At 61.8% G+C, this 21,008-nt stretch carries 19 protein-coding genes and 1 pseudogene; 5 read left to right on the top strand and 15 right to left on the bottom strand.

What is annotated here, in order from left to right:
• The 8 genes from BFC21_RS21670 to BFC21_RS21635 form a co-directional block, all read right to left on the bottom strand.
• Positions 1-987 carry a septal ring lytic transglycosylase RlpA family protein gene (locus BFC21_RS21670; RefSeq protein WP_088378887.1) on the bottom strand — a complete coding sequence of 329 codons (987 nt, stop codon included), beginning with the start codon at positions 985-987 and terminating at the stop codon, positions 1-3.
• Positions 987-1,997, bottom strand: coding sequence for a lytic murein transglycosylase B (gene mltB, locus BFC21_RS21665; RefSeq protein ID WP_088378886.1), 1,011 nt, complete (start codon positions 1,995-1,997; stop codon positions 987-989). Before mltB ends, BFC21_RS21670 begins: the two co-directional genes overlap by 1 nt.
• A 17-nt stretch (positions 1,998-2,014) precedes the next feature.
• A complete protein-coding gene (rodA, locus tag BFC21_RS21660; protein ID WP_162939404.1) occupies positions 2,015-3,118 on the bottom strand; it encodes a rod shape-determining protein RodA in 1,104 nt (367 codons plus the stop codon).
• 31 nt (positions 3,119-3,149) lie between these two features.
• Positions 3,150-5,045, bottom strand: a complete 1,896-nt coding sequence (mrdA, locus tag BFC21_RS21655; protein WP_029611206.1) for a penicillin-binding protein 2 — start codon at positions 5,043-5,045, stop codon at positions 3,150-3,152.
• A 13-nt stretch (positions 5,046-5,058) separates the two neighbouring features.
• Positions 5,059-5,526 carry a 23S rRNA (pseudouridine(1915)-N(3))-methyltransferase RlmH gene (rlmH, locus tag BFC21_RS21650; protein ID WP_003444191.1) on the bottom strand — a complete coding sequence of 156 codons (468 nt, stop codon included), beginning with the start codon at positions 5,524-5,526 and terminating at the stop codon, positions 5,059-5,061.
• Between the two features lie 9 nt (positions 5,527-5,535).
• Positions 5,536-6,030, bottom strand: coding sequence for a ribosome silencing factor (gene rsfS, locus BFC21_RS21645; RefSeq protein WP_016779261.1), 495 nt, complete (start codon positions 6,028-6,030; stop codon positions 5,536-5,538).
• A 71-nt stretch (positions 6,031-6,101) separates the two neighbouring features.
• Positions 6,102-6,824, bottom strand: a complete 723-nt coding sequence (nadD, locus tag BFC21_RS21640) for a nicotinate-nucleotide adenylyltransferase (RefSeq protein WP_088378885.1) — start codon at positions 6,822-6,824, stop codon at positions 6,102-6,104.
• Positions 6,793-8,064 (bottom strand): glutamate-5-semialdehyde dehydrogenase, encoded by a 1,272-nt coding sequence (locus tag BFC21_RS21635; RefSeq protein WP_088378884.1) that lies wholly within the window; start codon positions 8,062-8,064, stop codon positions 6,793-6,795. Before BFC21_RS21635 ends, nadD begins: the two co-directional genes overlap by 32 nt.
• A 176-nt stretch (positions 8,065-8,240) precedes the next feature.
• Here BFC21_RS21635 and BFC21_RS21630 point away from each other — a divergent pair, with 176 nt between their 5' ends.
• Both BFC21_RS21630 and BFC21_RS21625 read left to right on the top strand, forming a co-directional pair.
• Positions 8,241-8,909 (top strand): DNA-3-methyladenine glycosylase, encoded by a 669-nt coding sequence (locus BFC21_RS21630; RefSeq protein WP_120266739.1) that lies wholly within the window; start codon positions 8,241-8,243, stop codon positions 8,907-8,909.
• A gap of 159 nt (positions 8,910-9,068) precedes the next feature.
• Complete coding sequence (locus tag BFC21_RS21625; protein WP_120266474.1) at positions 9,069-10,385, top strand: bifunctional DedA family/phosphatase PAP2 family protein; 1,317 nt, start codon at positions 9,069-9,071, stop codon at positions 10,383-10,385.
• Positions 10,386-10,387: 2 nt separating this feature from the next.
• Here BFC21_RS21625 and BFC21_RS21620 read toward each other — a convergent pair whose 3' ends face one another.
• The 3 genes and pseudogenes from BFC21_RS21620 to BFC21_RS21610 all read right to left on the bottom strand — a co-directional run bounded on the left by BFC21_RS21620 (position 10,388) and on the right by BFC21_RS21610 (position 12,063).
• Positions 10,388-10,978: an LON peptidase substrate-binding domain-containing protein gene (locus tag BFC21_RS21620; protein WP_095003839.1), complete on the bottom strand. Its 591-nt coding sequence runs from the start codon at positions 10,976-10,978 to the stop codon at positions 10,388-10,390.
• A 10-nt stretch (positions 10,979-10,988) separates the two neighbouring features.
• Positions 10,989-11,704, bottom strand: a pseudogene (locus BFC21_RS21615) (LrgB family protein).
• Positions 11,701-12,063 carry a CidA/LrgA family protein gene (locus tag BFC21_RS21610; protein WP_016779254.1) on the bottom strand — a complete coding sequence of 121 codons (363 nt, stop codon included), beginning with the start codon at positions 12,061-12,063 and terminating at the stop codon, positions 11,701-11,703. Before BFC21_RS21610 ends, BFC21_RS21615 begins: the two are co-directional and overlap by 4 nt.
• Positions 12,064-12,229: 166 nt before the next feature.
• Here BFC21_RS21610 and BFC21_RS21605 point away from each other — a divergent pair, with 166 nt between their 5' ends.
• On the top strand, positions 12,230-13,912 hold the full coding sequence (locus tag BFC21_RS21605; protein ID WP_088378880.1) for a C13 family peptidase: 1,683 nt from the start codon (positions 12,230-12,232) through the stop codon (positions 13,910-13,912).
• A 49-nt stretch (positions 13,913-13,961) separates the two neighbouring features.
• Positions 13,962-14,603 (top strand): oxidoreductase, encoded by a 642-nt coding sequence (locus BFC21_RS21600; protein WP_088378879.1) that lies wholly within the window; start codon positions 13,962-13,964, stop codon positions 14,601-14,603.
• Positions 14,604-14,619: 16 nt separating this feature from the next.
• Here the strand turns inward: BFC21_RS21600 and BFC21_RS21595 are convergent, their stop codons facing one another.
• The 4 genes from BFC21_RS21595 to BFC21_RS21575 form a co-directional block, all read right to left on the bottom strand.
• A complete protein-coding gene (locus BFC21_RS21595) occupies positions 14,620-14,907 on the bottom strand; it encodes a YceK/YidQ family lipoprotein (RefSeq protein WP_029611202.1) in 288 nt (95 codons plus the stop codon).
• Complete coding sequence (ubiX, locus tag BFC21_RS21590) at positions 14,900-15,529, bottom strand: flavin prenyltransferase UbiX (RefSeq protein ID WP_016779250.1); 630 nt, start codon at positions 15,527-15,529, stop codon at positions 14,900-14,902. Before ubiX ends, BFC21_RS21595 begins: the two co-directional genes overlap by 8 nt.
• Positions 15,526-16,875, bottom strand: coding sequence for a UDP-N-acetylmuramate:L-alanyl-gamma-D-glutamyl-meso-diaminopimelate ligase (mpl, locus tag BFC21_RS21585; RefSeq protein ID WP_086795779.1), 1,350 nt, complete (start codon positions 16,873-16,875; stop codon positions 15,526-15,528). Before mpl ends, ubiX begins: the two co-directional genes overlap by 4 nt.
• 194 nt (positions 16,876-17,069) lie before the next feature.
• Positions 17,070-18,956 (bottom strand): sigma-54-dependent Fis family transcriptional regulator, encoded by a 1,887-nt coding sequence (locus tag BFC21_RS21575; RefSeq protein WP_095003841.1) that lies wholly within the window; start codon positions 18,954-18,956, stop codon positions 17,070-17,072.
• 346 nt (positions 18,957-19,302) lie between these two features.
• Here BFC21_RS21575 and BFC21_RS21570 point away from each other — a divergent pair, with 346 nt between their 5' ends.
• Positions 19,303-20,823, top strand: coding sequence for an aldehyde dehydrogenase family protein (locus tag BFC21_RS21570; protein ID WP_088378877.1), 1,521 nt, complete (start codon positions 19,303-19,305; stop codon positions 20,821-20,823).
• Positions 20,824-21,008: the final 185 nt, after the last annotated feature.

Raw genomic sequence — 21,008 nt, 5'->3', positions numbered from 1 at the left:
TTACTGATCCGACGTCACAACGCTCGGCTGGCCCAGATTGGCCAGGCGCACGCTGTTTTGCGTTTGTGCCACTTCACCCGCCGAGGCGATAGGCCCCAGGCGCACGCGGTGCAAGGTTTGCTGATTGCGCACAATCGAGCTGATAAATACGGGTGTGCTGACCATGCCACTGAGTTTGGAGCGAAGCAACTCGGCGGCGTCCGGATTGGCAAAGGCGCCTACTTGCAAGTAGGTGCCCTGGCCCTTGACCATCGGGCTCACTGGCACCACATCGGCGGCATGCTGCTGGGCCGGCGGTGTCCATTGCTCAACCTTGCCGGTCGACACGGTCGGGGCGGTGTTCTGGGCCACTTTCGGCTCGTTGAGCATCAGTGGCGCAGGGCGCCCACGTTGCGCCCACCAGGCTTGCGGGTCAATGCCTTCAACCTTGACCCGGGCCGTACCGGTCTCGGCATAGCCGAGTTTTTTGGCTGCGGCGTACGACAGGTCGATGATGCGGTCCGAATAAAACGGGCCACGGTCATTGACCCGCAGGATCACGGCCTTGCCGTTATCGAGGTTGGTCACCTTGACGTAGCTGGGCAACGGCAGGGTCTTGTGCGCCGCGCTCATGCCATACAGGTCATACACTTCGCCGTTGGCGGTGTTCTGCCCGTGAAACTTGGTGCCGTACCAGGACGCCGTGCCCGAGGCCACATAGGTCTTGGACTCTTGCAGCGGGAAATAGGTCTTGCCCAGCACCGAGTACGGCGCGGCCTTGTACGGGCCGGTGTGCAGGGTCGGCGTGGCGTCGGGGATGCGCGATACGTCGACATCCCACCACGGCGCGCCGTCCTTGTGCGCGCGGTTGATGTCCAGGCCCGGCTTGGAGGTGACGCCCGTCGACGTTTGTGGCGGCGTGCGGCTGCTCGAACAGCTCACCACCAGCAGCGCAATAGCGGCGCAGGCAGCGAGTTTCAACGGTGTGCGGATCGCTTGAAACGGCATTACTTGTTGCCCCGTGCTTGAACCAGCAGATCGGACAGTTGATGCACTGCCATGGCGTACATCACGCTTCGGTTGTAGCGCGTGATCGCATAAAAGTTCTTCAGCCCCATCCAGTATTCAGGGCCGTCGGCGCCTTCAAGACGGAACGCTGTGACCGGCATGTCGTCGCGCAGCGCATCATGACTCGACCAGCCCAGCGCTCGCAACTCCCCGACGGTCTTGACCGGCTCGATGCCCTGGGTCAGGCCTTCATCGACCCGATCACCGCGCACATCGGCGCGGCTCACCACCGGCTCGCCACCTATCCAGCCATGACGCTTGAAGTAGCTGGCAACGCTGCCAATGGCATCGTCCGGGTTACTCCAGATATTGATATGGCCATCACCGTCGAAATCCACGGCATAAGCACGGAAACTGCTGGGCATGAACTGCGGCAAACCCATCGCCCCGGCATAGGAACCCTTGAGGGTCAGCGGGTCGACCTGCTCTTCGCGGGCCAGCAACAGGAATTCACGCAGCTCCTTGCGAAAGAACTCGGCGCGGGGCGGGTAATCGAAACCCAGGGTCGACAGAGCATCGATCACCCGGTAATTGCCGGTATTACGGCCATAAAAGGTTTCAACGCCGATGATCGATACAATCACCTGGGCCGGTACGCCGTATTCCTGCTCGGCACGGGCCAATACGGCCTCGTGTTCACGCCAGAAGTCGACACCACGCGCCACCCGGGCGTCAGTGAGGAACATCGGGGCGTACTCTTTCCATTGCTTGACGCGTTCGGCGGGGCGCGAAATGGCATCCAGGATGCTCTGCTTGCGCTCGGCCTCGCGGAACACGCCCATCAGCTGCTCACCGGCAAACCCGTAGTCACGGGTCATTTCACCGACGAACTCGGCCACTTGGGGCGAGCCTTCGTAATCACCGGCCAGCGCGCCCGGCGCTGCCCCGAACAGGCCCAACAGGCCCACCCACGGCGCGTATCGAGCGGCCCAGCCACGCATTGCTTGCATTGAATAATTCACCTTAATCAAACTTGTGCGATCCACTTGCGATGCGTGTGAATCGACATCAAAACCCCAAACGCTGACAACAGCGTCACGAGGGAAGTGCCGCCGTAACTGATAAATGGCAAGGGCACACCCACGACGGGCAACAAGCCACTGACCATACCGATGTTGACGAAAACATAAACAAAAAACGTCATGGTCAGGCTGCCCGCCAGCAACTTGCCAAACAGGGTCTGGGCCTGGGCGGTAATCACCAGGCCACGACCGATCAACAGCAGGTAGATCAGCAGCAAGGCACAAATGCCCACCAGGCCGAACTCTTCGCCCATTACCGCAATAATGAAGTCGGTATGGCTTTCAGGCAGGAAGTCCAGGTGCGACTGGGTGCCCAGCAGCCAGCCCTTGCCGAACACCCCGCCCGAGCCGATGGCCGCCTTGGACTGGATAATGTTCCAGCCGGTGCCCAGCGGGTCGCTTTCCGGGTCAAGGAAGGTCAGCACGCGTTGCTTCTGGTAGTCGTGCATCACGAACATCCACATGGCAATCGCCACTGGCACGGTGGCGGCCAGTACGCTGAGGATCCAGCGCCAGCGCAACCCGCCCATAAACAGCACAAACGCTCCCCCCGCCAGTACCAGCAGCGCCGTACCCAGGTCCGGCTGACGCACGATCAGGGCAAAGGGCACGCCGATCAGCATCAGGCTGACCGCCACATGCTTGAGCTGCGGCGGCAGGGTGCGCTTGGACAGATACCAGGCGATGGTCGCGGGCATCAGGATTTTCATGAACTCCGAGGGCTGAAAGCGGATCACCCCGGGAATATTGATCCAGCGCGTTGCGCCCATTGCGTTGTGGCCCATGATGTCCACCACCACCAGCAACATCACCCCGATCAAGTAGCCGATCGGCACCCAGCGTGCCATGAACCGTGGCTCCAGCTGGGCGATGATAAACATCGAGACCAGGCCGATGCCGAACGAGGTTGCCTGCTTGCTCAGCAGGTCCCAGCTCTTGCCGCTGGCCGAATACAGGACAAACAGGCTGCCCGCCGCCAGGGTCAGGAGCAGGATCAGCAACGGGCCATCGATATGCAAACGCTGAAGCAGCGTGGCACGGCGACGCATCACATCCTCACTGGAGAGGATGCGGTCGAAATTACTCATCATTGGCCGGAACCTCTGCCTTTACGGGGCCGCCGTACTCGGGTTTGAGTTTGCCGTCTTCACCCAGCAACCAGGCATCCATGACCTTGCGCACCACGGGCGAGGCGACACGGCTGCCGGCTTCGCCGTTTTCAATCATCACCGAAACGGTAATCTGCGGGTTGTTGGCCGGCGCAAAGCCGACGAACAAGGCGTGGTCGCGGTGACGCTCCTGCACCTTGGAGCGGTCGTATTTTTCGCCCTGCTTGATCGCCACTACCTGCGCCGTACCGCTCTTGCCGGCAATCAGGTACTGCGCACCAACGCCCGCCACCCGCGCCGTGCCGCGCGCGCCATGCACCACTTGCTGCATGCCGTGGTTGACCTTGGCCCAGTTGGACGGGTCACGCAGGACGATATCCGGCACCGGGTCCGGATCCACCGGCGGCACGCCCTCGATGGTCTTGGCCAGGTGCGGGCGGATCCACTTGCCTTTGCTGGCGATCAGCGCGGTGGCCTGGGCCAGCTGCAAGGGGGTGGACTGCATATAGCCCTGGCCAATCCCCAGAATCAGCGTCTCGCCCGGGAACCAGGCCTGGCGCCGGGTGGCGCGCTTCCATTCGCGGGACGGCATCAGCCCGGCGGACTCCTCGAACATGTCCAGCGAGACCTTGCGGCCGATGCCGAACTGGTTCATGTAGCTCGACAGGCGGTCGATGCCCAGTTTGTGGGCCAGGTCATAAAAATAGGTGTCGTTGGAACGCATGATTGCGGTATCCAGATCGACGTAGCCATCACCGGTGCGGTTCCAGTTACGGTATTTGTGATCGTAATTGGGCAACTGGTAATAGCCGGGGTCATACACCCGCGACGAGCCGGTGATCACGCCGCTGTCCAGGCCAGCAATCGCCACCGCAGGCTTGATCGTCGAGCCCGGTGGGTACAGGCCGCGCAGGATGCGGTTGAACAGCGGTCGGTCAATGGAGTCTCGCAGCTCGGCATAGGCCTTGAAGCTGATGCCGGTGACGAACAGGTTGGGGTCAAAGCTCGGCTGGCTGACCATGGCCAGCACTTCGCCCGTCATCGGGTTCAGTGCCACCACCGCGCCACGACGCCCCGCCAGGGCTTCTTCGGCCGCCTCTTGCAGCTTGATGTCGAGGCTGAGCACGATGTCCTTGCCGGGGATCGGGTCGGTGCGCTTGAGTACGCGCAATACCCGGCCACGGGCATTGGTCTCGACTTCTTCGTAACCCACCTGACCGTGCAGCTCGGCTTCGTAGAAACGCTCGATGCCGGTTTTGCCGATATGGTGGGTGCCGCTGTAATTGACCGGATCGAGGGTTTTAAGCTCTTTTTCGTTGATCCGCCCCATGTAACCCACCGAGTGCGCAAAATGCGCGCCCTGCGGGTAATGACGTACCAACTGCGCAACCACTTCAACACCGGGCAGGCGGAACTGGTTCACGGCAATCCGGGCGATCTGTTCTTCGTTGAGCTCAAACAGGATGGGCACCGGCTCAAATGGCCGCCGCCCCTGCTTCATGCGCTTTTCGAACAGGGCGCGGTCTTCGGGCGTGAGCTGCAGCACTTCAACAATAACGTCGAGCACTTGCTGCCAGTCGCCAGAACGCTCGCGGGTCATGCTCAGGCTGAAGCTGGGACGGTTGTCCGCGATAACCACGCCATTGCGGTCAAAAATCAGACCCCGGGTCGGTGGAATCGGCTGCACATGCACCCGGTTGTTTTCCGACAAGGTGGAGTGGTAGTCGTACTGCACCACCTGCAGGTAATAAAGACGCACGAGCAGCACACAAATAAGTGTCACCACCACAATTGCACCAACCACGACCCGTCCGCGCACAAGGCGTGAGTCTTTCTCGTGGTCTTTAAGGCGAATCGGCTGAGACATTCAGGGCGCTGAGCTATTTGTGATACGGGTGCCCGGACAATACAGTCCAGGCGCGATACAACTGCTCACCGATCAGAATCCTTACCAACGGGTGTGGCAGCGTCAACGGCGACAGCGACCAGCGCTGGTCGGCGCGGGCGCAGACTTCCGGCGCCAGCCCTTCCGGGCCACCGACCATAAAGTTCACCGTGCGCGAATCCAGGCGCCAGCGGTCAAGCTCAACCGCCAGCTGCTCGGTACTCCACGGCTTGCCGTGCACTTCGAGGGTGACGATGCGCTCACCCGGGCCGACCTTGGCCAGCATGGCTTCGCCTTCCTGACGGATAAAGCGGGCCACGTCGGCATTCTTGCCACGGGTGTTAAGCGGAATTTCCACCAGTTCAAGCGCCAGCTCGGATGGCAGACGCTTGGCATATTCATGCCAGCCTTCTTCCACCCACTTGGGCATACGCGAACCGACAGCGATCAAACGCAGGCGCACAGCGAACCCTTACTCTTGGTCTTTGTTGAGCTTCAGGAAGTGCTCATGGGTGTTTTCCGGGCTGTGGTGAGCAGCGCTGCCGGCACGGCTTTGTTCTGCACCGGCCCACAGACGCTCCAGGTCGTAGAACTGACGGGCACTGGCAGTCATCATGTGAACGATCACGTCGTCCATGTCCAGCAGGACCCAGTCGCTGTCGCCCTTGCCTTCTTCGCCCAGCGGCTTGACGCCCAGAGCCTTGACCGCTTCACGGATCTTGTCGAGCATCGCGCCGATCTGGCGGTTCGACGTACCGGTAGCGATGATCATGAAGTCAGTGATGCTGTGCTTGTCACGCACGTCGATGACCTGGATGTCCTGGGCCTTGACGTCTTCAAGGGCTGCAACAGCAACCTTGACCAGCTCTTCACCTTTCAAAGGCTCGGCGCTGAAGGTTTTTTCTGGCAATGGCGCGCTTTTGAAGGTGCCTTTGCGCTTTACTTTGCTTACATCTTTGTCAGTCATATAAAACTCGTTTTGCTCGTATGTTCGGGTGTTTCAATACGCGTCAATTGGCGCCTTGAAACACACCCTTTTCAGTTCGACGCACGGTAAAGCCCGTGCGCATCGATGTAGGCCAGGACCGCGTCGGGCACCAGGTAACGTACCGACTTACCGCTGGCCAGCAGTTGACGGATCTGGGTGGCGGATACCGCGAGCGGCGTCTGCCAAACGAATGCAATCTGCCCGCTGGCCCCCTTCAGGGCCAGCGGGTCGCTTACCGAGCGCGCTGCCAGCAGGTTGCGCAAGGCATCCGGCGGTTCGCTGTCGGCATCCGGGCGCTGTAGCACCAGGATATGGCAATGCTGGAGCAACTCTTCCCAGCGATGCCATGTGGGCAGGCCGCAAAACGCGTCCCAGCCCAACAGTAAAAACAGCTGGTCATGCGCGGCCATCTCGGCCCGCATCAATTCCAGCGTATCGATCGTGTAGGACGGTTTGTCCCGTTGCAGCTCCCGGGCGTCCACTACCAGCGTAGCCACTCCTGCGACCGCGCACTCGACCATCGCCAGACGGTCGTGGGCCGACACTTGCGGCGTGTCACGGTGAGGCGGCCTGGCGTTGGGGGTCAGACGCAGCTCGTCGAGCCCCATCATCTCCGCCACTTCCAGCCCGCCACGCAGATGGCCGATATGCACCGGATCGAAGGTTCCGCCCAGTACGCCAATGCGCTGGGGTAACACGTCGATCACAGGGGCCGGCGCTGACGCTTTCAGGGTGGCCAAGTCAGACCGGCTCCTGGCCGCGCAACTGGCCATCACCGACCACAATGTACTTCTCGCAGGTCAGACCTTCGAGACCCACCGGGCCGCGGGCGTGCAGCTTATCAGTAGAAATGCCAATCTCCGCACCCAATCCGTATTCAAATCCATCGGCAAAGCAGGTGGGTGTGTTGAGCATCACGGAACTGGAGTCCACTTCGGCCATAAAACGCCGGGCATCGCCCTGGTGTTCGGTGACGATCGAGTCGGTGTGATGGGAGCCATAGTGATTGATATGCTCAATCGCCTGGTCCAGCCCGTCAACGATGCGAATCGACAAAATCGCGTCCAGGTACTCGGTGCTCCAGTCTTCTTCGGTAGCGGCAACCACGTCGATCAGCGCCCGGGTGCGTTCGCAGCCGCGCAGTTCGACGCCCTTGGCGCGGAATTGTTCAGCCATTGCCGGTAAAAACTCTGCGGCCACGGCCTGGTCCACCAGCAGGGTTTCCATCGCCCCGCAAATGCCATAACGGTAGGTCTTGGCATTGAACGCAATGCGCTGCGCCTTGGCCAGGTCGGCGTGGGCACTGACGTACACATGGCAAATACCGTCCAGGTGCTTGATAACTGGCACCTTGGCGTCACGGCTGACCCGTTCGATCAGGCCCTTGCCGCCACGAGGCACAATCACATCAACGTACTCGGGCATGGTGATCAGCGCGCCAACGGCGGCACGATCGGTCACTTCAACCACTTGCACCACGGCCGGCGGCAAACCGGCCTCGGCCAGGCCGCGCTGGATGCACACGGCAATGGCGCGGTTGGAGTGAATCGCCTCGGAACCACCGCGCAGGATGGTGGCGTTGCCCGACTTCAAGCACAGGCTGGCCGCATCGATGGTCACGTTCGGACGCGACTCATAGATGATTCCCACTACACCCAGCGGCACACGCATCTTGCCTACCTGAATACCCGAGGGGCGGTAGCTCATGTCGCGGATCGCGCCAATGGGATCTGGCAGGCTTGCCACCTGACGCAAACCGACAATCATGCTGTCGATGCGTGCAGGGGTCAGCGCCAGGCGCTCCAGCATGGCCGGCTCCAGGCCGTTGGCCCGGCCGGCGGCCAGGTCCAGTTCGTTGGCGGCAACCAGCTCCAGACGAGCGGCGTCCAGGGCAGCAGCAGCGCCGTGCAGGGCACGGTTTTTCTGCGCCGTACTGGCACGGCCGATCACGCGGGAGGCTTCGCGAGCAGCGCGACCCAGGCGGGTCATGTAGTCAAGAACGGACTCAGTCATGGTCTCAAGGGTCTTGGCAGGGAGGAAAGCGGCCGATTATAGCGGTCCAGCCGCCTTACGCACAGCGGTGGCAGGCGGATGGTCGAAATGGACTGCAAATACACAGTGTTCAGCTGCGATTAAGCATGACTTGCTATGATCTGCGCCTTTTCAGCTATCCACTGACCGTCCTGCACATGCCCACAATGCTGCCCGATGCCTTTTTCGACCGTGACGCCCAGCTGGTTGCCCGCGAACTGCTGGGTAAAGTCATTCGCCATCGGGTCAACGGCCTGTGGCTCAGCGCACGGATTATCGAGACTGAAGCCTATTACCTTGCCGACAAGGGCAGCCACGCCTCGCTGGGCTATACCAACAAACGCAAGGCGCTGTTTCTTGATGGCGGGCACCTCTACATGTATTACGCCCGCGGCGGCGATTCGCTGAACTTCAGCGCCCACGGGGCCGGCAATGCCGTGCTGATCAAGTCGGCCTTCCCCTGGCAGGACGAACTGGCAGGCCCGGACAGCCTGGTGCAAATGCAACGCAACAACCCCGATGCCCAGGGCAACCCTCGGCCGCCGCAAAAACTGTGCGCGGGGCAAACCCTGCTGTGCAAGGCGCTGGAGCTGAAGGTGCGCGAATGGGATGCAAAATGTTTCGACCCCGAACGTTTGTGGGTCGATGACGTCACACAACGACCTTCGCGAATCATCCAGACCACGCGCCTGGGCATCCCTCACGGGCGGGACGAGCATTTGATGTACCGGTTTGTGGACGCTGACTACGCTAAGTACAGCACCCGCAATCCGTTGCGCCGTGGCCAGGTTGAGGGGCGGGACTTCATCATCCTGGAACACAACTGACCCTGTGGAACGGGCTTGCTCGCGATGGCATCAGCGCATTTTTCCTGACAGACCGCAGGGCCTGCATCGCGAGCAAGCCCGCTCCAACAAATAGAGCCGGGCCAGCTTCAAGACTGTAGCCCCTGCAAACACCCCAAACGCAGACAAGGAAATCGAAACATGGGCCCGTGGCTCGATAGCATCACCGGCTGGCTCACAGCCAACCCGCAGTGGCTGGGCCTCGCGGTATTTATTGTGGCCTGCGTCGAATGCCTGGCAATTGCCGGGATCATCGTCCCCGGCACCGTGTTGCTGTTCGCCATTGCCGTCATGGCTGGCAGCGGCGCCCTGTCTCTGGGCCAAACCCTGCTGCTGGGGTTTCTTGGCGGGCTACTGGGTGACGCCGTGTCCTACGCCCTGGGCAGACGCTTCCATCAGAACATCCGCCGCCTGCCCCTGTTGCGCTCGCACCCGGAGTGGATGAACGGCGCCGAAAGCTATTTTCATCGTTATGGCATCGTCAGCCTGCTGGTCGGGCGTTTTATCGGCCCGCTACGCCCCATGCTGCCAATGGTGGCAGGGATGTGCGACATGCCAATCCCGCGTTTTATCGGTGTCAGCCTGCTGGCGGGTGCTGGCTGGTCGGTGGCGTACCTGCTGCCGGGCTGGGCGACCGGCGCGGCCATTCGCCTGCCGTTACCTGAAGGCTTCTGGCCCCAAGCTGCCATCGTAGCGGTGGGCCTCGCCGCACTGCTGGGCTTGAGCATCAATGCCAGCATCCGCCGCCAGCCCCGGACCACGCTGCTGATCGGCACACTCAGCCTCGCCCTGCTGCTGGCCGTTTTTGTCGGTTATCCGCATATGACCGCCTTCGATCAGGGCATCACCGCCCTGGTACAAGAACATCGCAGCAGCACCCTGGACACCGCTGCCGTACTGGTGACGCAAATCGGCAACTTCCGCACGCAGTTTCTGGCGGCAGCACTGGTGTGCGTCATTCTGCTGTTTACCCGGCAGTGGCGGGCGATGTGGTTCTTTGGCGGGGTCACGCTGGTTACCGCGCTGGCCAATACCGCCACCAAGCACTTCTTCGCCCGGGTACGCCCCGAAGTACTGGCCGACCCGCTGACCAGCTACAGCATGCCCAGCGGCCACAGTTCGGGCGCCTTTGCGTTCTTTGTCGCCCTGGCGATCCTCGCCGGGCGCAATCAGCCACAGCGCATGCGCGTCACCTGGGTATTGCTGGGCTGCCTACTGGCGATCACCGTGGCCATGTCACGGGTGTACCTCGGCGCTCACTGGCCGACCGACATCACCGCAGGCGCCCTGCTCGCCATCACCGTCAACGCGTTTGCCCTGGCCCTGAGCCAGCGCTTCATGCCCCTGGCACCGGTCCCGCAAAAAGTCTGGTGGCTGATCTTGCCGTCAGTCACCGCGCTCTACGGGTTTTTCATGCTCGCGCATTTGTCCAGGGAGTTGCTGCGCTACGCCTACTGACCTCAGTTGAGGGCCTCGCCCTGGATCTCATCGAGCAGCACCTGGATCCCGTCCAGTCGCTGCTGCGGGTCATTGACCTGCAGCAGCTCGATCTTGTCGGCCTCGGCAAAGGGCAACAGGTACGCCAGCTGATTGGACAAGGACTGCTGCCCCGCCACCTCGGTACTCATGTTCAGGGCCGCCACCATCGGGTGCTCGGCCAGGGCCTTGAGCAAGGCCAGCAGGTCCTGATCCTCTTCCTGCAGCGGCTGCTCGGGGATTTCATCGAGCCACTCGACTTCGGCTACCAGCAGTTGATCGCGCTGCAACTCGGTACTCAGCACTTCAAAGCGGCGCCCGCCTTCTACCCGAATCCCCAAGAGGCCGTTGTCCTGGCGCTGGAAATCGCGGATCAGTGCTTCACAGCCAACCCCGGCGATGTCCTGCGGGGCATTGCCGACTTCACGGCCATCCAGAATGCACACCACGCCAAAGCCTGTGCCCTGTTTCATGCAGCGGGCGATCATGTCCAGGTAACGCGCTTCAAAGATCTGCAAATCCAGCACGCACCCCGGAAACAGCACGGTATTCAACGCAAACAGCGGCAATGTCATAGCTTCACCCTTACACCATAAGGGTCACGGCCAACGGCAAGAACACCGCCGTAGCCACACCCATCAAACTCATCGCCAACGCCGCAAAGGCGCCGCACTCTTCACTTTCCTGCAGGGCCACCGACGTGCCGACCGCGTGCGCCGTCATGCCCAGCGCCATGCCCCGGGCCTCGGGGCTGCTGACCCGCAACAGATTCAGCAGAGCTGGCCCGCAAATCGCGCCGATCACACCGGTGATCAACACAAATACCGCCGCCAGCGCCGCAACACCACCAATCTGCTCGGCCACCAGCATGGCGATCGGCGAGGTGACGGATTTGGGCGCCAGGGTCATCAGCACCATGTGCTCGGCCCCGAACCACCAGGCCAGGCCCACCACCAGCGCGGTGGCAAACACCCCCCAATCACTAGCGTAGTAAAAATGGGCCAGAACAACTGCCGGATGCGCCGCAGGTTCAGGTACAAGGGCACCGCCAGCGCCACAGTCGCGGGGCCCAGCAAAATACTCAGGATATCGGTGCTTTTTCGGTACTCCGCGTAGCTCAAGCCGCAACTGAGCAACACACCGATCACCAGCAGCATCGAAGCCAGTACCGGTTGCAGGAAAATCCAGCGGGTTTTTTCGTACGCGGCGAGCACCAACTGATAGGCGCCCAGGGTGATACCGATGCCAAACAGCGGATGGTGGATAACGGACTCCCAAGCGCCCTGCCATTGCATATTCATGGGCGTTCCTCGGTATGGCTGTGGTTCTTGAGCAGTCGCTGCATCAACACCCCGACAAACGCCATCGAGATCAACAGCGACAGCACCAGCGCCCCGACAATGGCCCAGAAATCGGCAGCAATGTCGGCGGCATACACCATCACGCCCACCGCAGGCGGCACCAGCAACAATGGCAAATAGCGCAACAGCCCGCTGGCAGCCTGGCTCAATGGCTCGCTGACTTGACCGCGCACCACCAAAAAGCCCAGCAGCAGCAACAATCCGATAATAGGCCCGGGCAACACGGGGACGAACAAGTGATTGAGGGCCGTACCGAGCAATTGAAACAGCACCAGCCACGTCAAGCCGCGTAACAACATTTCACCTCTCCAGCGAATATTTTTGTGCCGCATTATAAGCACGTCCCGCCGACCAACGGCCCAGGCTTACACCTTGGCATTGAATAACTGTTGATGTTTCATCCGGGCCTATAGACAGCCTGTATTGCTACGGCATACTCGGTGGCTTAATTATCCGGATCCCGTTATGCGCCCACTTGCCCCCCTTGCTTTGACCCTGCTGCTGACGGCCTGTGGTGACGGTGAATCACTGTCCCCCCCCGATGCACGCCTGCCCGATGGCGGACGCTACCGAGGCGAAGTGGTCAACGGGTTGCTGCAGGGCCAGGGCCGTATCGACTACCCGAACGGCAATTGGTACGCAGGGGGCTTCAAAAATGGCCAGTGGCACGGCCAGGGCGAGTGGCACGCCAGCAATGGCGACAGCTATCGCGGCGATTTCGCCCAAGGCCTGTACAGCGGCCAGGGCCGCCTGACGACCCACGACAGCACCTACGAGGGCGGGTTCAAGCTGGGTAACCGCGAGGGCGAGGGCACGCTCAAGCAAGGTACCCTGAGCTATCGCGGCGACTTCAAGGATGACCAGTTCTCGGGCGAAGGCCATCTGGAGCTGGAAGACGGCAGCCAGTACCAGGGCCAGTTTGCCCACGGCAAACCCCACGGCACCGGCCGGCGCAGCGACGCCAGCGGCAATGAGTTCGTCGGCGAATTCGTCAATGGCGAGCTGGAAGGCAACGGCGTGTTCAACAGCGCCGACGGCGACCAGTATGAGGGCGCGTTCAGGAACAACCAGCTCAACGGCAAGGGCCGCTATGAAAATGCCGACGGCGATGTGTGGATCGGCGACTTCAAGGACGGCGCCTTGACCGGCCAAGGTGAACTGATCGGCATCGACGGCAGCCACTATCGCGGCCAGTTCAACGAATGGCGCTTCAATGGCCCCGGCCATCTGAGCCTGCCTGACGGCAGCACCTATGACGGCGAATTCGCCGCAGACACCTATCAGGGCCAGGGCACCCTGACCCTGAGCGACGGCACCGTACAAAGCGGCTACTGGCTCAACGGCCAGCGGGTGCGCGATGCCAAGGGCGCGATCCTGCCCGACCCGCTGGAGCTGGGCCTGCTCAATCAGGGCACACTGCTTAACCAGGCCCTGGCCGACGTTGCCCCGTCCACCCCGGCCATCGAGCTATACAGCCTGGTGCTGGCGGGCGACGGCAAGCAGAGCGTGTTCAAGCGCGAGGCCGACTACGTCAGCGACATGCTCACCAGCCGCTTTGGCAGCCGTGGCCGGATCACCCTGGTCAACCACCGCGATCATTTGCTCGATCGCCCGATGGCCACCCGCGAAAACCTGCACCGCGCCGCAAAAACCCTGGCCGAGCGCACCGGCCCCGAAGACCTGGTGTTTATCTACCTCACCAGTCACGGCACCCAGGAGCACGAGCTGGTACTGGACCAGCCGCGCATGGAGCTGGCCGATCTGCCCGCCGACGAACTGGCGGCGGCCCTGGCGCCGCTGAAAAACCGCGACAAGATCATCGTGATTTCATCCTGCTACTCGGGTGGTTTCATCCCCGCGCTCAAGGATGAAAAAACCCTGATCATGACCGCATCCCAGGCTGATCGGGTGTCCTTTGGCTGCTCGGAAGAAGCCGACTTCACCTATTTCGGCAATGCCTTGTTTGCCCAGGCCCTGAACCAGACCGACGATCTGCAAAAAGCCTTCAAGCTGGCCAAGCAGTATGTGGCCGAGCGCGAACAGGCTGATGGCTACGAGCCATCCGAACCGCAAATATGGGCGCCAAAAGGCGTTCTGACCCACTGGCAACGCTTACGTCAGCAACAGGCAAAACAGGCTTTGCAGTAAGCAAATACCCCTGCAATGACTAAGCTGTTTGTATCAAGGGAGAAACACTATGCACTTGACGCCGTCACATATCCTGCTCGCCGGGGCCACTGGCCTTACGGGCGAACTGTTGCTCGACCGCCTGCTCAATGAGCCCACCATCAGCCGCGTGCTTGCCCCTTCGCGCAAACCCCTGGCAGCGCATCCGCGCCTGGAAAACCCGGTGGGTGACCCGGTGGTGTTCCTGCCCCAGCTCAGTGGCCGGGTCGATGTGGCCTTCTGCTGCCTGGGCACCACGATCAAACAGGCCGGCTCCGAAGCCGCCTTCCGCGCCGTCGACCATGACATGGTGGTGGCTTTCGCCAAGCGCGCCCGGGAAATGGGCGCACGCCATCTGGTGGTGGTCAGCGCGATTGGCGCCGACCCCAAATCCTCGGTGTTTTACAACCGGGTCAAAGGCGAGATGGAGCAATCTTTACGCGCACAGGACTGGCCGCAACTGACCATCGCACGCCCTTCGCTGCTGCTGGGCGATCGCGTCGAGCCCCGCCTGGCCGAACAGATCGCCGGGCCCTTGTCCAAGCTGATTCCGGGCAAGTACCACGGCATTGAAGCCTGCCAACTGGCCCGTGCGCTGTGGCGACTGGCACTGGAAGAGCAGGACGGCGTGCGGGTGATCGAATCCGATGAGCTGCGCAAACTGGGCAAGTAATCGCCCAGCCTGCGGGCTACAAGCCGCCGCTGGCCTGAAAGCCCACACCCAGCACCGTCAGCACGGACAACGGCAACAGCACGGTATCGAGCAGCGCGCTGGCGGGCAGGTCCAGGCCCGGGTGGCGCGGCGCCTCGGCGCCGAAGCGATCCTTGGCACAACATCCGCCCTCCAGCGCATACAGGTCCAGCCGGGTCCCCGAATAGACCACCGGCGCGCCGGGCTTGGCGGCATCCAGCGTACGAACGCTGGCACATCCACACACCAGAGCCGCTACCAGCAGTGCCAGCAGCGCCTTACTCATCGCCGCCAACATGATGCTCACCCCAGCGCGGCAGCATATCCTGGGGAATGTTGAGCAGATTGAGAATGCGCGCCACCACAAAATCCACCAGATCATCGATGGTTTGTGGCTGGTGATAGAAACCCGGCGATGCCGGCACGATCACCGCGCCCATATTGGACAGCTTGAGCATGTTTTCCAGGTGAATACTGGAATATGGCGCCTCACGCGGTACCAGAATCAGCTGGCGGCGCTCCTTGAGCGTCACGTCGGCCGCCCGCTCGATCAGGTTGTTGCAAGCCCCGGTGGCTATCGCCGACAGGGTGCCGGTCGAACACGGCACCACCACCATCGCGGCGGGCGCTCCCGACCCCGAAGCCACCGGCGACATCCAGTCTTCCTTGCCGTATACGCGAATCTGCCCGGCGGCAGCGCCCGTGTATTCAGTCAGAAAAGTCTGCATTGCCTGTGGCTTGGGCGGTAGATTGACGTCCGTTTCGGTCGCCATGACCAATTGCGCGGCCTTGGAGATCAAGAAGTGGACTTCGCGGTCTTCGCGCACCAGGCAATCGAGCAGACGCAAGGCGTAAGGCATGCCGGAAGCACCGGTGACCGCCAGGGTAATGCGCTCAGGGCCACTCATTGCAGCGCTTCCGCCAGTTTGCCGTGCAAGCCGCCGAAGCCGCCGTTGCTCATGATCACCACATGGGTGCCGGGTTTAACCCGGGTTTTGACCTCGGCAATGATGGCCTCCAGCGAATCGCAGACGTTGGTCGGCACCGGGCTCGACGCTACGGTCGCCGCCAGGTCCCAGCCCAGATTGGCCGGCGCATACCAGACCACGTGATCGGCCTGTACCACGCTCTGCGGCAGGCCATCACGGTGGGCACCCAGCTTCATGGAGTTGGAACGCGGCTCGATCACCGCGATCAACGGCGCGTCACCAATATGCTTGCGCAAGCCATCGAGGGTGGTCGCGATCGCCGTCGGGTGGTGAGCAAAGTCGTCGTAGATGGTAATGCCGTGAACTTCGGCAACCTTTTCCATGCGCCGTTTCACACTTTTGAACGCACTCAGCCCGTCAATGGCCATGCTCGGCACTACGCCTACATGGCGGGCAGCTGCCAGGGTCGCCAGGGCATTGGCGACGTTGTGCTGGCCGGTCATGTCCCACTCGACGGTACCTTGCAGCACGCCTTCAAACAGCACGTCAAAACGTGAACCGTCATCGCTGAGCAACCTGGCTTGCCATTGGCCGTCAACGCCCGTGGTCTGTACCGGGGTCCAGCAACCCATTTCGATCACGCGCTGCAATGCAGGCTCGGTGGTCGGGTGGATCACCAGCCCTTCACTCGGAATGGTACGCACCAGATGGTGGAATTGCCGCTCGATGGCCGGTAAATCCGGGAAGATGTCGGCATGATCAAACTCAAGATTATTGAGGATCGCCGTGCGCGGGCGGTAGTGGACAAACTTGGAGCGCTTGTCGAAAAAGGCGCTGTCATATTCATCGGCTTCCACCACAAAAAACGGCGTGTCACCCAAACGGGCCGACACGGCAAAGTTTTGCGGTACGCCGCCGATCAGGAAGCCCGGGGCCATGCCCGCGTGCTCCAGCACCCAGGCCAGCATGCTGCTGGTGGTGGTTTTACCGTGGGTACCGGCCACAGCCAGTACCCAGCGGCCCTGCAGCACATGGTCGGCCAGCCATTGCGGGCCGGACACATAAGGCAGGCCCTTGTTGAGAACGTACTCCACCGCCGGGTTGCCACGGGACAGCGCGTTACCGATCACCACCACATCAGGGGCCGGATCGAGCTGTGCAGGATCGTAGCCCTGGGTCAACTCAATGCCTTGAGCCTGCAACTGGGTGCTCATCGGCGGATAGACGTTGGCGTCAGAGCCTGTAACGTGATGGCCCAGTTCTTTGGCCAACACCGCCAGCGAGCCCATGAAAGTGCCGCAAATACCAAGAATATGAATGTGCATAGTCGACCTCGTAAATCATCGAGGAAGGGTAGCGTAGGAGGGTTGTTTTAGCACCTGATGATTCTGATCGACGCTCACACACATCGCTGTTGTGGGAGCGGGCTTGCTCGCGAAGGCATCACCGCGATTTGCCTGACAGACCGCGCTGATACCTTCACGAGCAAGCCCGCTCCCACATGCTCAAGTCACTCTGCTCAGCGTTCAATCCCATGCTTGCGCAGCTTTCTATACAGCGTATTGCGGCTCACCCCCAGTTGCAGGGCGGTATGGGTCATGTGCCAGCGGTGCAGCTGCAGCGCCAGAATCAACGCCTGTTTTTCGGCATCTTCGAGCGGGTGCTCACAGGGCTCGGGCGCCTTGACCGGCGCCAAACGGATGATGGCCGGCAAGTCCTCAAACTGGATGACGTCGCCCTCGCACAGCGCCGCCAGGGTACGCAGCACCGTGCGCAATTGGCGCACGTTGCCCGGCCACGAGAACCCCAGCAGCGCCTCACGCGCCGCAGGGCTGATCCGCAGCCGTTGCCCGGCCGCCTCTTCAGCCAGCAAAAAGTCCAGCAACTGGGATTTGTCCGTGCGATCGCGCAACGCCGGCAAGCCGACTTCCAGCCCGTTGAGGCGGTAAAAAAGATCTTCACGGAAACTGCCGTCGGCCACACGCTCCTGCAAGTTGCGGTGGGTGGCACTGATGATGCGCACGTTGACTGCCAGCGGCTCGCCACCAATGGGCACCACCAGACGATCCTCCAGCACCCTTAACAGACGGGTCTGCAGGGCCAGCGGCATGTCGCCGATTTCGTCCAGGAACAAGGTGCCGCCATCGGCCTGCTGCAACTTGCCCTGCATGCCCTCCTTGCGCGCCCCGGTAAAACTGCCGCCGCGATAGCCGAACAGCTCACTCTCGATCAGGCTTTCGGGGATCGACGCGCAATTGAGCGCTACAAAGGGCCTGCTGCTACGCAAGCTGGCCTCATGCACGGCCTTGGCAAACGCCTCCTTGCCCGAACCGGTCTCACCATTGACCAGTAGCGGCACATCACGTTCAAACACCCGCAATGCCCGGCGAAAGTCCTCCTGCAGCGCCTCATCCCCCAGGCAGATACCGCTCGGGCGCGCACGCGTGGGCTCAGCCTGCACGACGACCGGGGCTGGCACATATCGCGGCTGGCCGCGCAGGGCCGCAAACAATCGGCGCCCGTCGCGGGTGCGCAGCGGCCAGCTGGTACTGGCCTGGGGTGTGGCCCGGCTGAACAGCTCATCACGCGGGCAATCGAACACACTGTCGACCGACTGCCCCAGCAAGCTGTCACGCATATGGCCCAACAGGTTCAAGGCGCTTTGGTTGACAGCGCAGATCACCCCGTCGCCATCAAACGCCAGCATGCCTTCGCTGAACAGCCCCACAGACTCGGCCTGCAGATGAAAGCGCAGCAGCCACTGGTTCTCGAAATGCCCCAAAAAGTAGCTGTTTTCGATGATTTTCGCCGACAGATTGACCAGCGCCATCGTATGAAACTGGCTCTGGCGCGAAGCCTCATGCCGTGCCGAAGACACATCGAGCACCGCCAGCAACTCGCCCTGCGGGTCGAACACCGGGCTGGCCGAACAGGTCAGGCCGGTGTGGCGCCCGCGAAAGTGCTCATCCTGGTGGATGGTCAGGGCCTGGCGCTCCACCAGGCAGGTGCCGATGCCGTTGGTGCCCTCCCGCGCCTCGCTCCAGTCCGCGCCCAGCCACAGCCCGGCTTGCTCGAACACCTTGCGCTCGGAGGGGGCCGTAACGCAGTTGAGGATCACGCCGCGGGCATCCGTCAGCAGTACCGCGTGCCCGGCACCGGAGAGCTGCTGGTGCAGGCTGTTCATTTCGTGACCGGCGATTTTCAGCACCTGCTGCAAACGTTCGCGGCCTTCAAGGATGCGACCTTGCTCAAGCACGGTCGGGGCGATGGTTTGCGCGGGGTCGAGGTGGTAGTCCTCCAGGCAACGCTGCCAGGAGCGGACGATAGACGGGTCACACCCTTGCGGGCGGCCACGGGTGACATCAATGACTTGCCGTGCGTGACGGCGCAAATCGGTGCTGTGCATTTCTTATTGTTCTCCGCTCTGTCTCGGCGGTCCCGTGCTCGTCAGAGGCAAACTTCCCTCAGCGGCAACAAGGATCCAGTCCAAACCGAACCCTCAGCATCCTCTTGCTCTGCGGCCATTGCAATCGCGAACTGACCCGCCGGTCATCGCTTGTGCCAGCGATGGTACAAATTGTCACAGCCACTGTGCCACAACGGTGACATCCGCCCTGCCCCAACACCCCCCTTAAACCCGCAAAGCCACGGCCTGCAAGGCTTTCGCAAATCTGGCCCAGCCCTTGCTCCTGCTTGTAGCAGCGCCACAGCGCGTCCTCCCATAAGCACAATAAAGCCAGGAGACACCCACCATGCGTTACGCACAACCCGGTACTGAAGGCTCGATCGTCTCGTTCAAGAGCCGCTACGGTAACTACATCGGCGGCGAATTCGTGGCGCCCGTCAAAGGCCAGTACTTCACCAATACCTCGCCTGTAAACGGCAAAGCCATCGCCGAATTCCCGCGTTCGAGCGCCGAAGACATCGACAAGGCCCTCGACGCCGCCCATGCCGCCGCCGACGCCTGGGGCGCCACCAGCGTGCAGGCGCGCTCGCTGGTACTGCTGAAAATCGCTGACCGTATCGAGCAGAACCTCGAACTGCTGGGCGTTTCCGAAACCTGGGACAACGGCAAGGCCGTGCGCGAAACCCTGAACGCCGACGTACCGTTGGCCGCCGACCACTTCCGCTACTACGCCGGTTGCATCCGCGCCCAGGAAGGCAGCGCCGCCGAGATCGACGGCAACACCGTGGCCTATCACATCCACGAGCCGCTGGGCGTGGTCGGGCAGATCATCCCGTGGAACTTCCCGCTGCTGATGGCCGCCTGGAAACTCGCGCCAGCACTGGCTGCCGGCAACTGCATCGTACTCAAGCCTGCCGAGCAAACCCCGCTGAGCATCACCGTGCTGATGGAGCTGATCGGCGACCTGCTGCCACCGGGCGTACTCAACGTGGTGCAAGGTTTCGGCAAGGAAGCAGGCGAAGCGCTGGCCACCAGCAAGCGCATCGCCAAAATCGCGTTCACCGGCTCCACGCCTGTGGGCTCGCACATCATGAAATGCGCGGCGGAAAACATCATTCCGTCCACCGTCGAACTGGGCGGCAAGTCGCCGAACATCTTCTTCGAAGACATCATGCAGGCCGAGCCGACCTTTATTGAAAAGGCCGCAGAAGGCCTGGTGCTGGCGTTCTTCAACCAGGGCGAAGTGTGTACCTGCCCGAGCCGTGCGCTGATCCAGGAATCGATCTACGACGAATTCATGAAAGTAGTCATGAAAAAGGTCGAGTCGATCAAGCGCGGCGACCCGCTGGACACCGACACCATGGTCGGCGCCCAGGCCTCCGAGCAGCAATTCGACAAGATCCTGTCCTACCTTGAAATTGCTAAAAAAGAAGGCGCGCAACTGCTCACCGGCGGTGCCGTGGCCAAGCTTGAAGGCGACCTGGCAACCGGCTATTACATCCAGCCGACCCTGCTCAAGGGCACCAACAAAATGCGCGTGTTCCAGGAAGAAATCTTTGGCCCGGTGGTCAGCATCACCACCTTCAAGGACGAAGCCGAAGCACTGGCGATTGCCAACGACACCGAGTTCGGTCTGGGTGCCGGGCTGTGGACGCGTGACATCAACCGCGCCTACCGCATGGGCCGGGCGATCAAGGCCGGTCGCGTGTGGACCAACTGCTATCACCTGTACCCGGCCCACGCCGCGTTCGGTGGTTACAAAAAATCCGGTGTTGGCCGTGAAACCCACAAGATGATGCTCGACCACTACCAGCAAACCAAAAACCTGCTAGTGAGCTACGACATCAACCCGCTGGGTTTCTTCTAACCCCTACGCTCGCCCCGTAGCAGCTGCCGAAGGCTGCGTCCGGCGGCGGAGCCGTCGTAAATCCTGATAATGCGGTGTTTCTGTACGACCGCATTGTTTGAGCTTGCGACGGCTTCGCCGCCGGACGCAGCCTGCGGCAGCTGCTACACAAGGCCCTGTGGCCCAGCTCTTGCTTATCTCCCTGT

The sequence above is a fragment of the Pseudomonas sp. TMW 2.1634 genome (genome assembly GCF_001703595.1).
Lineage (GTDB): Bacteria > Pseudomonadota > Gammaproteobacteria > Pseudomonadales > Pseudomonadaceae > Aquipseudomonas > Aquipseudomonas fragi.
This window is presented reverse-complemented; position numbering and strand designations above follow the sequence as displayed.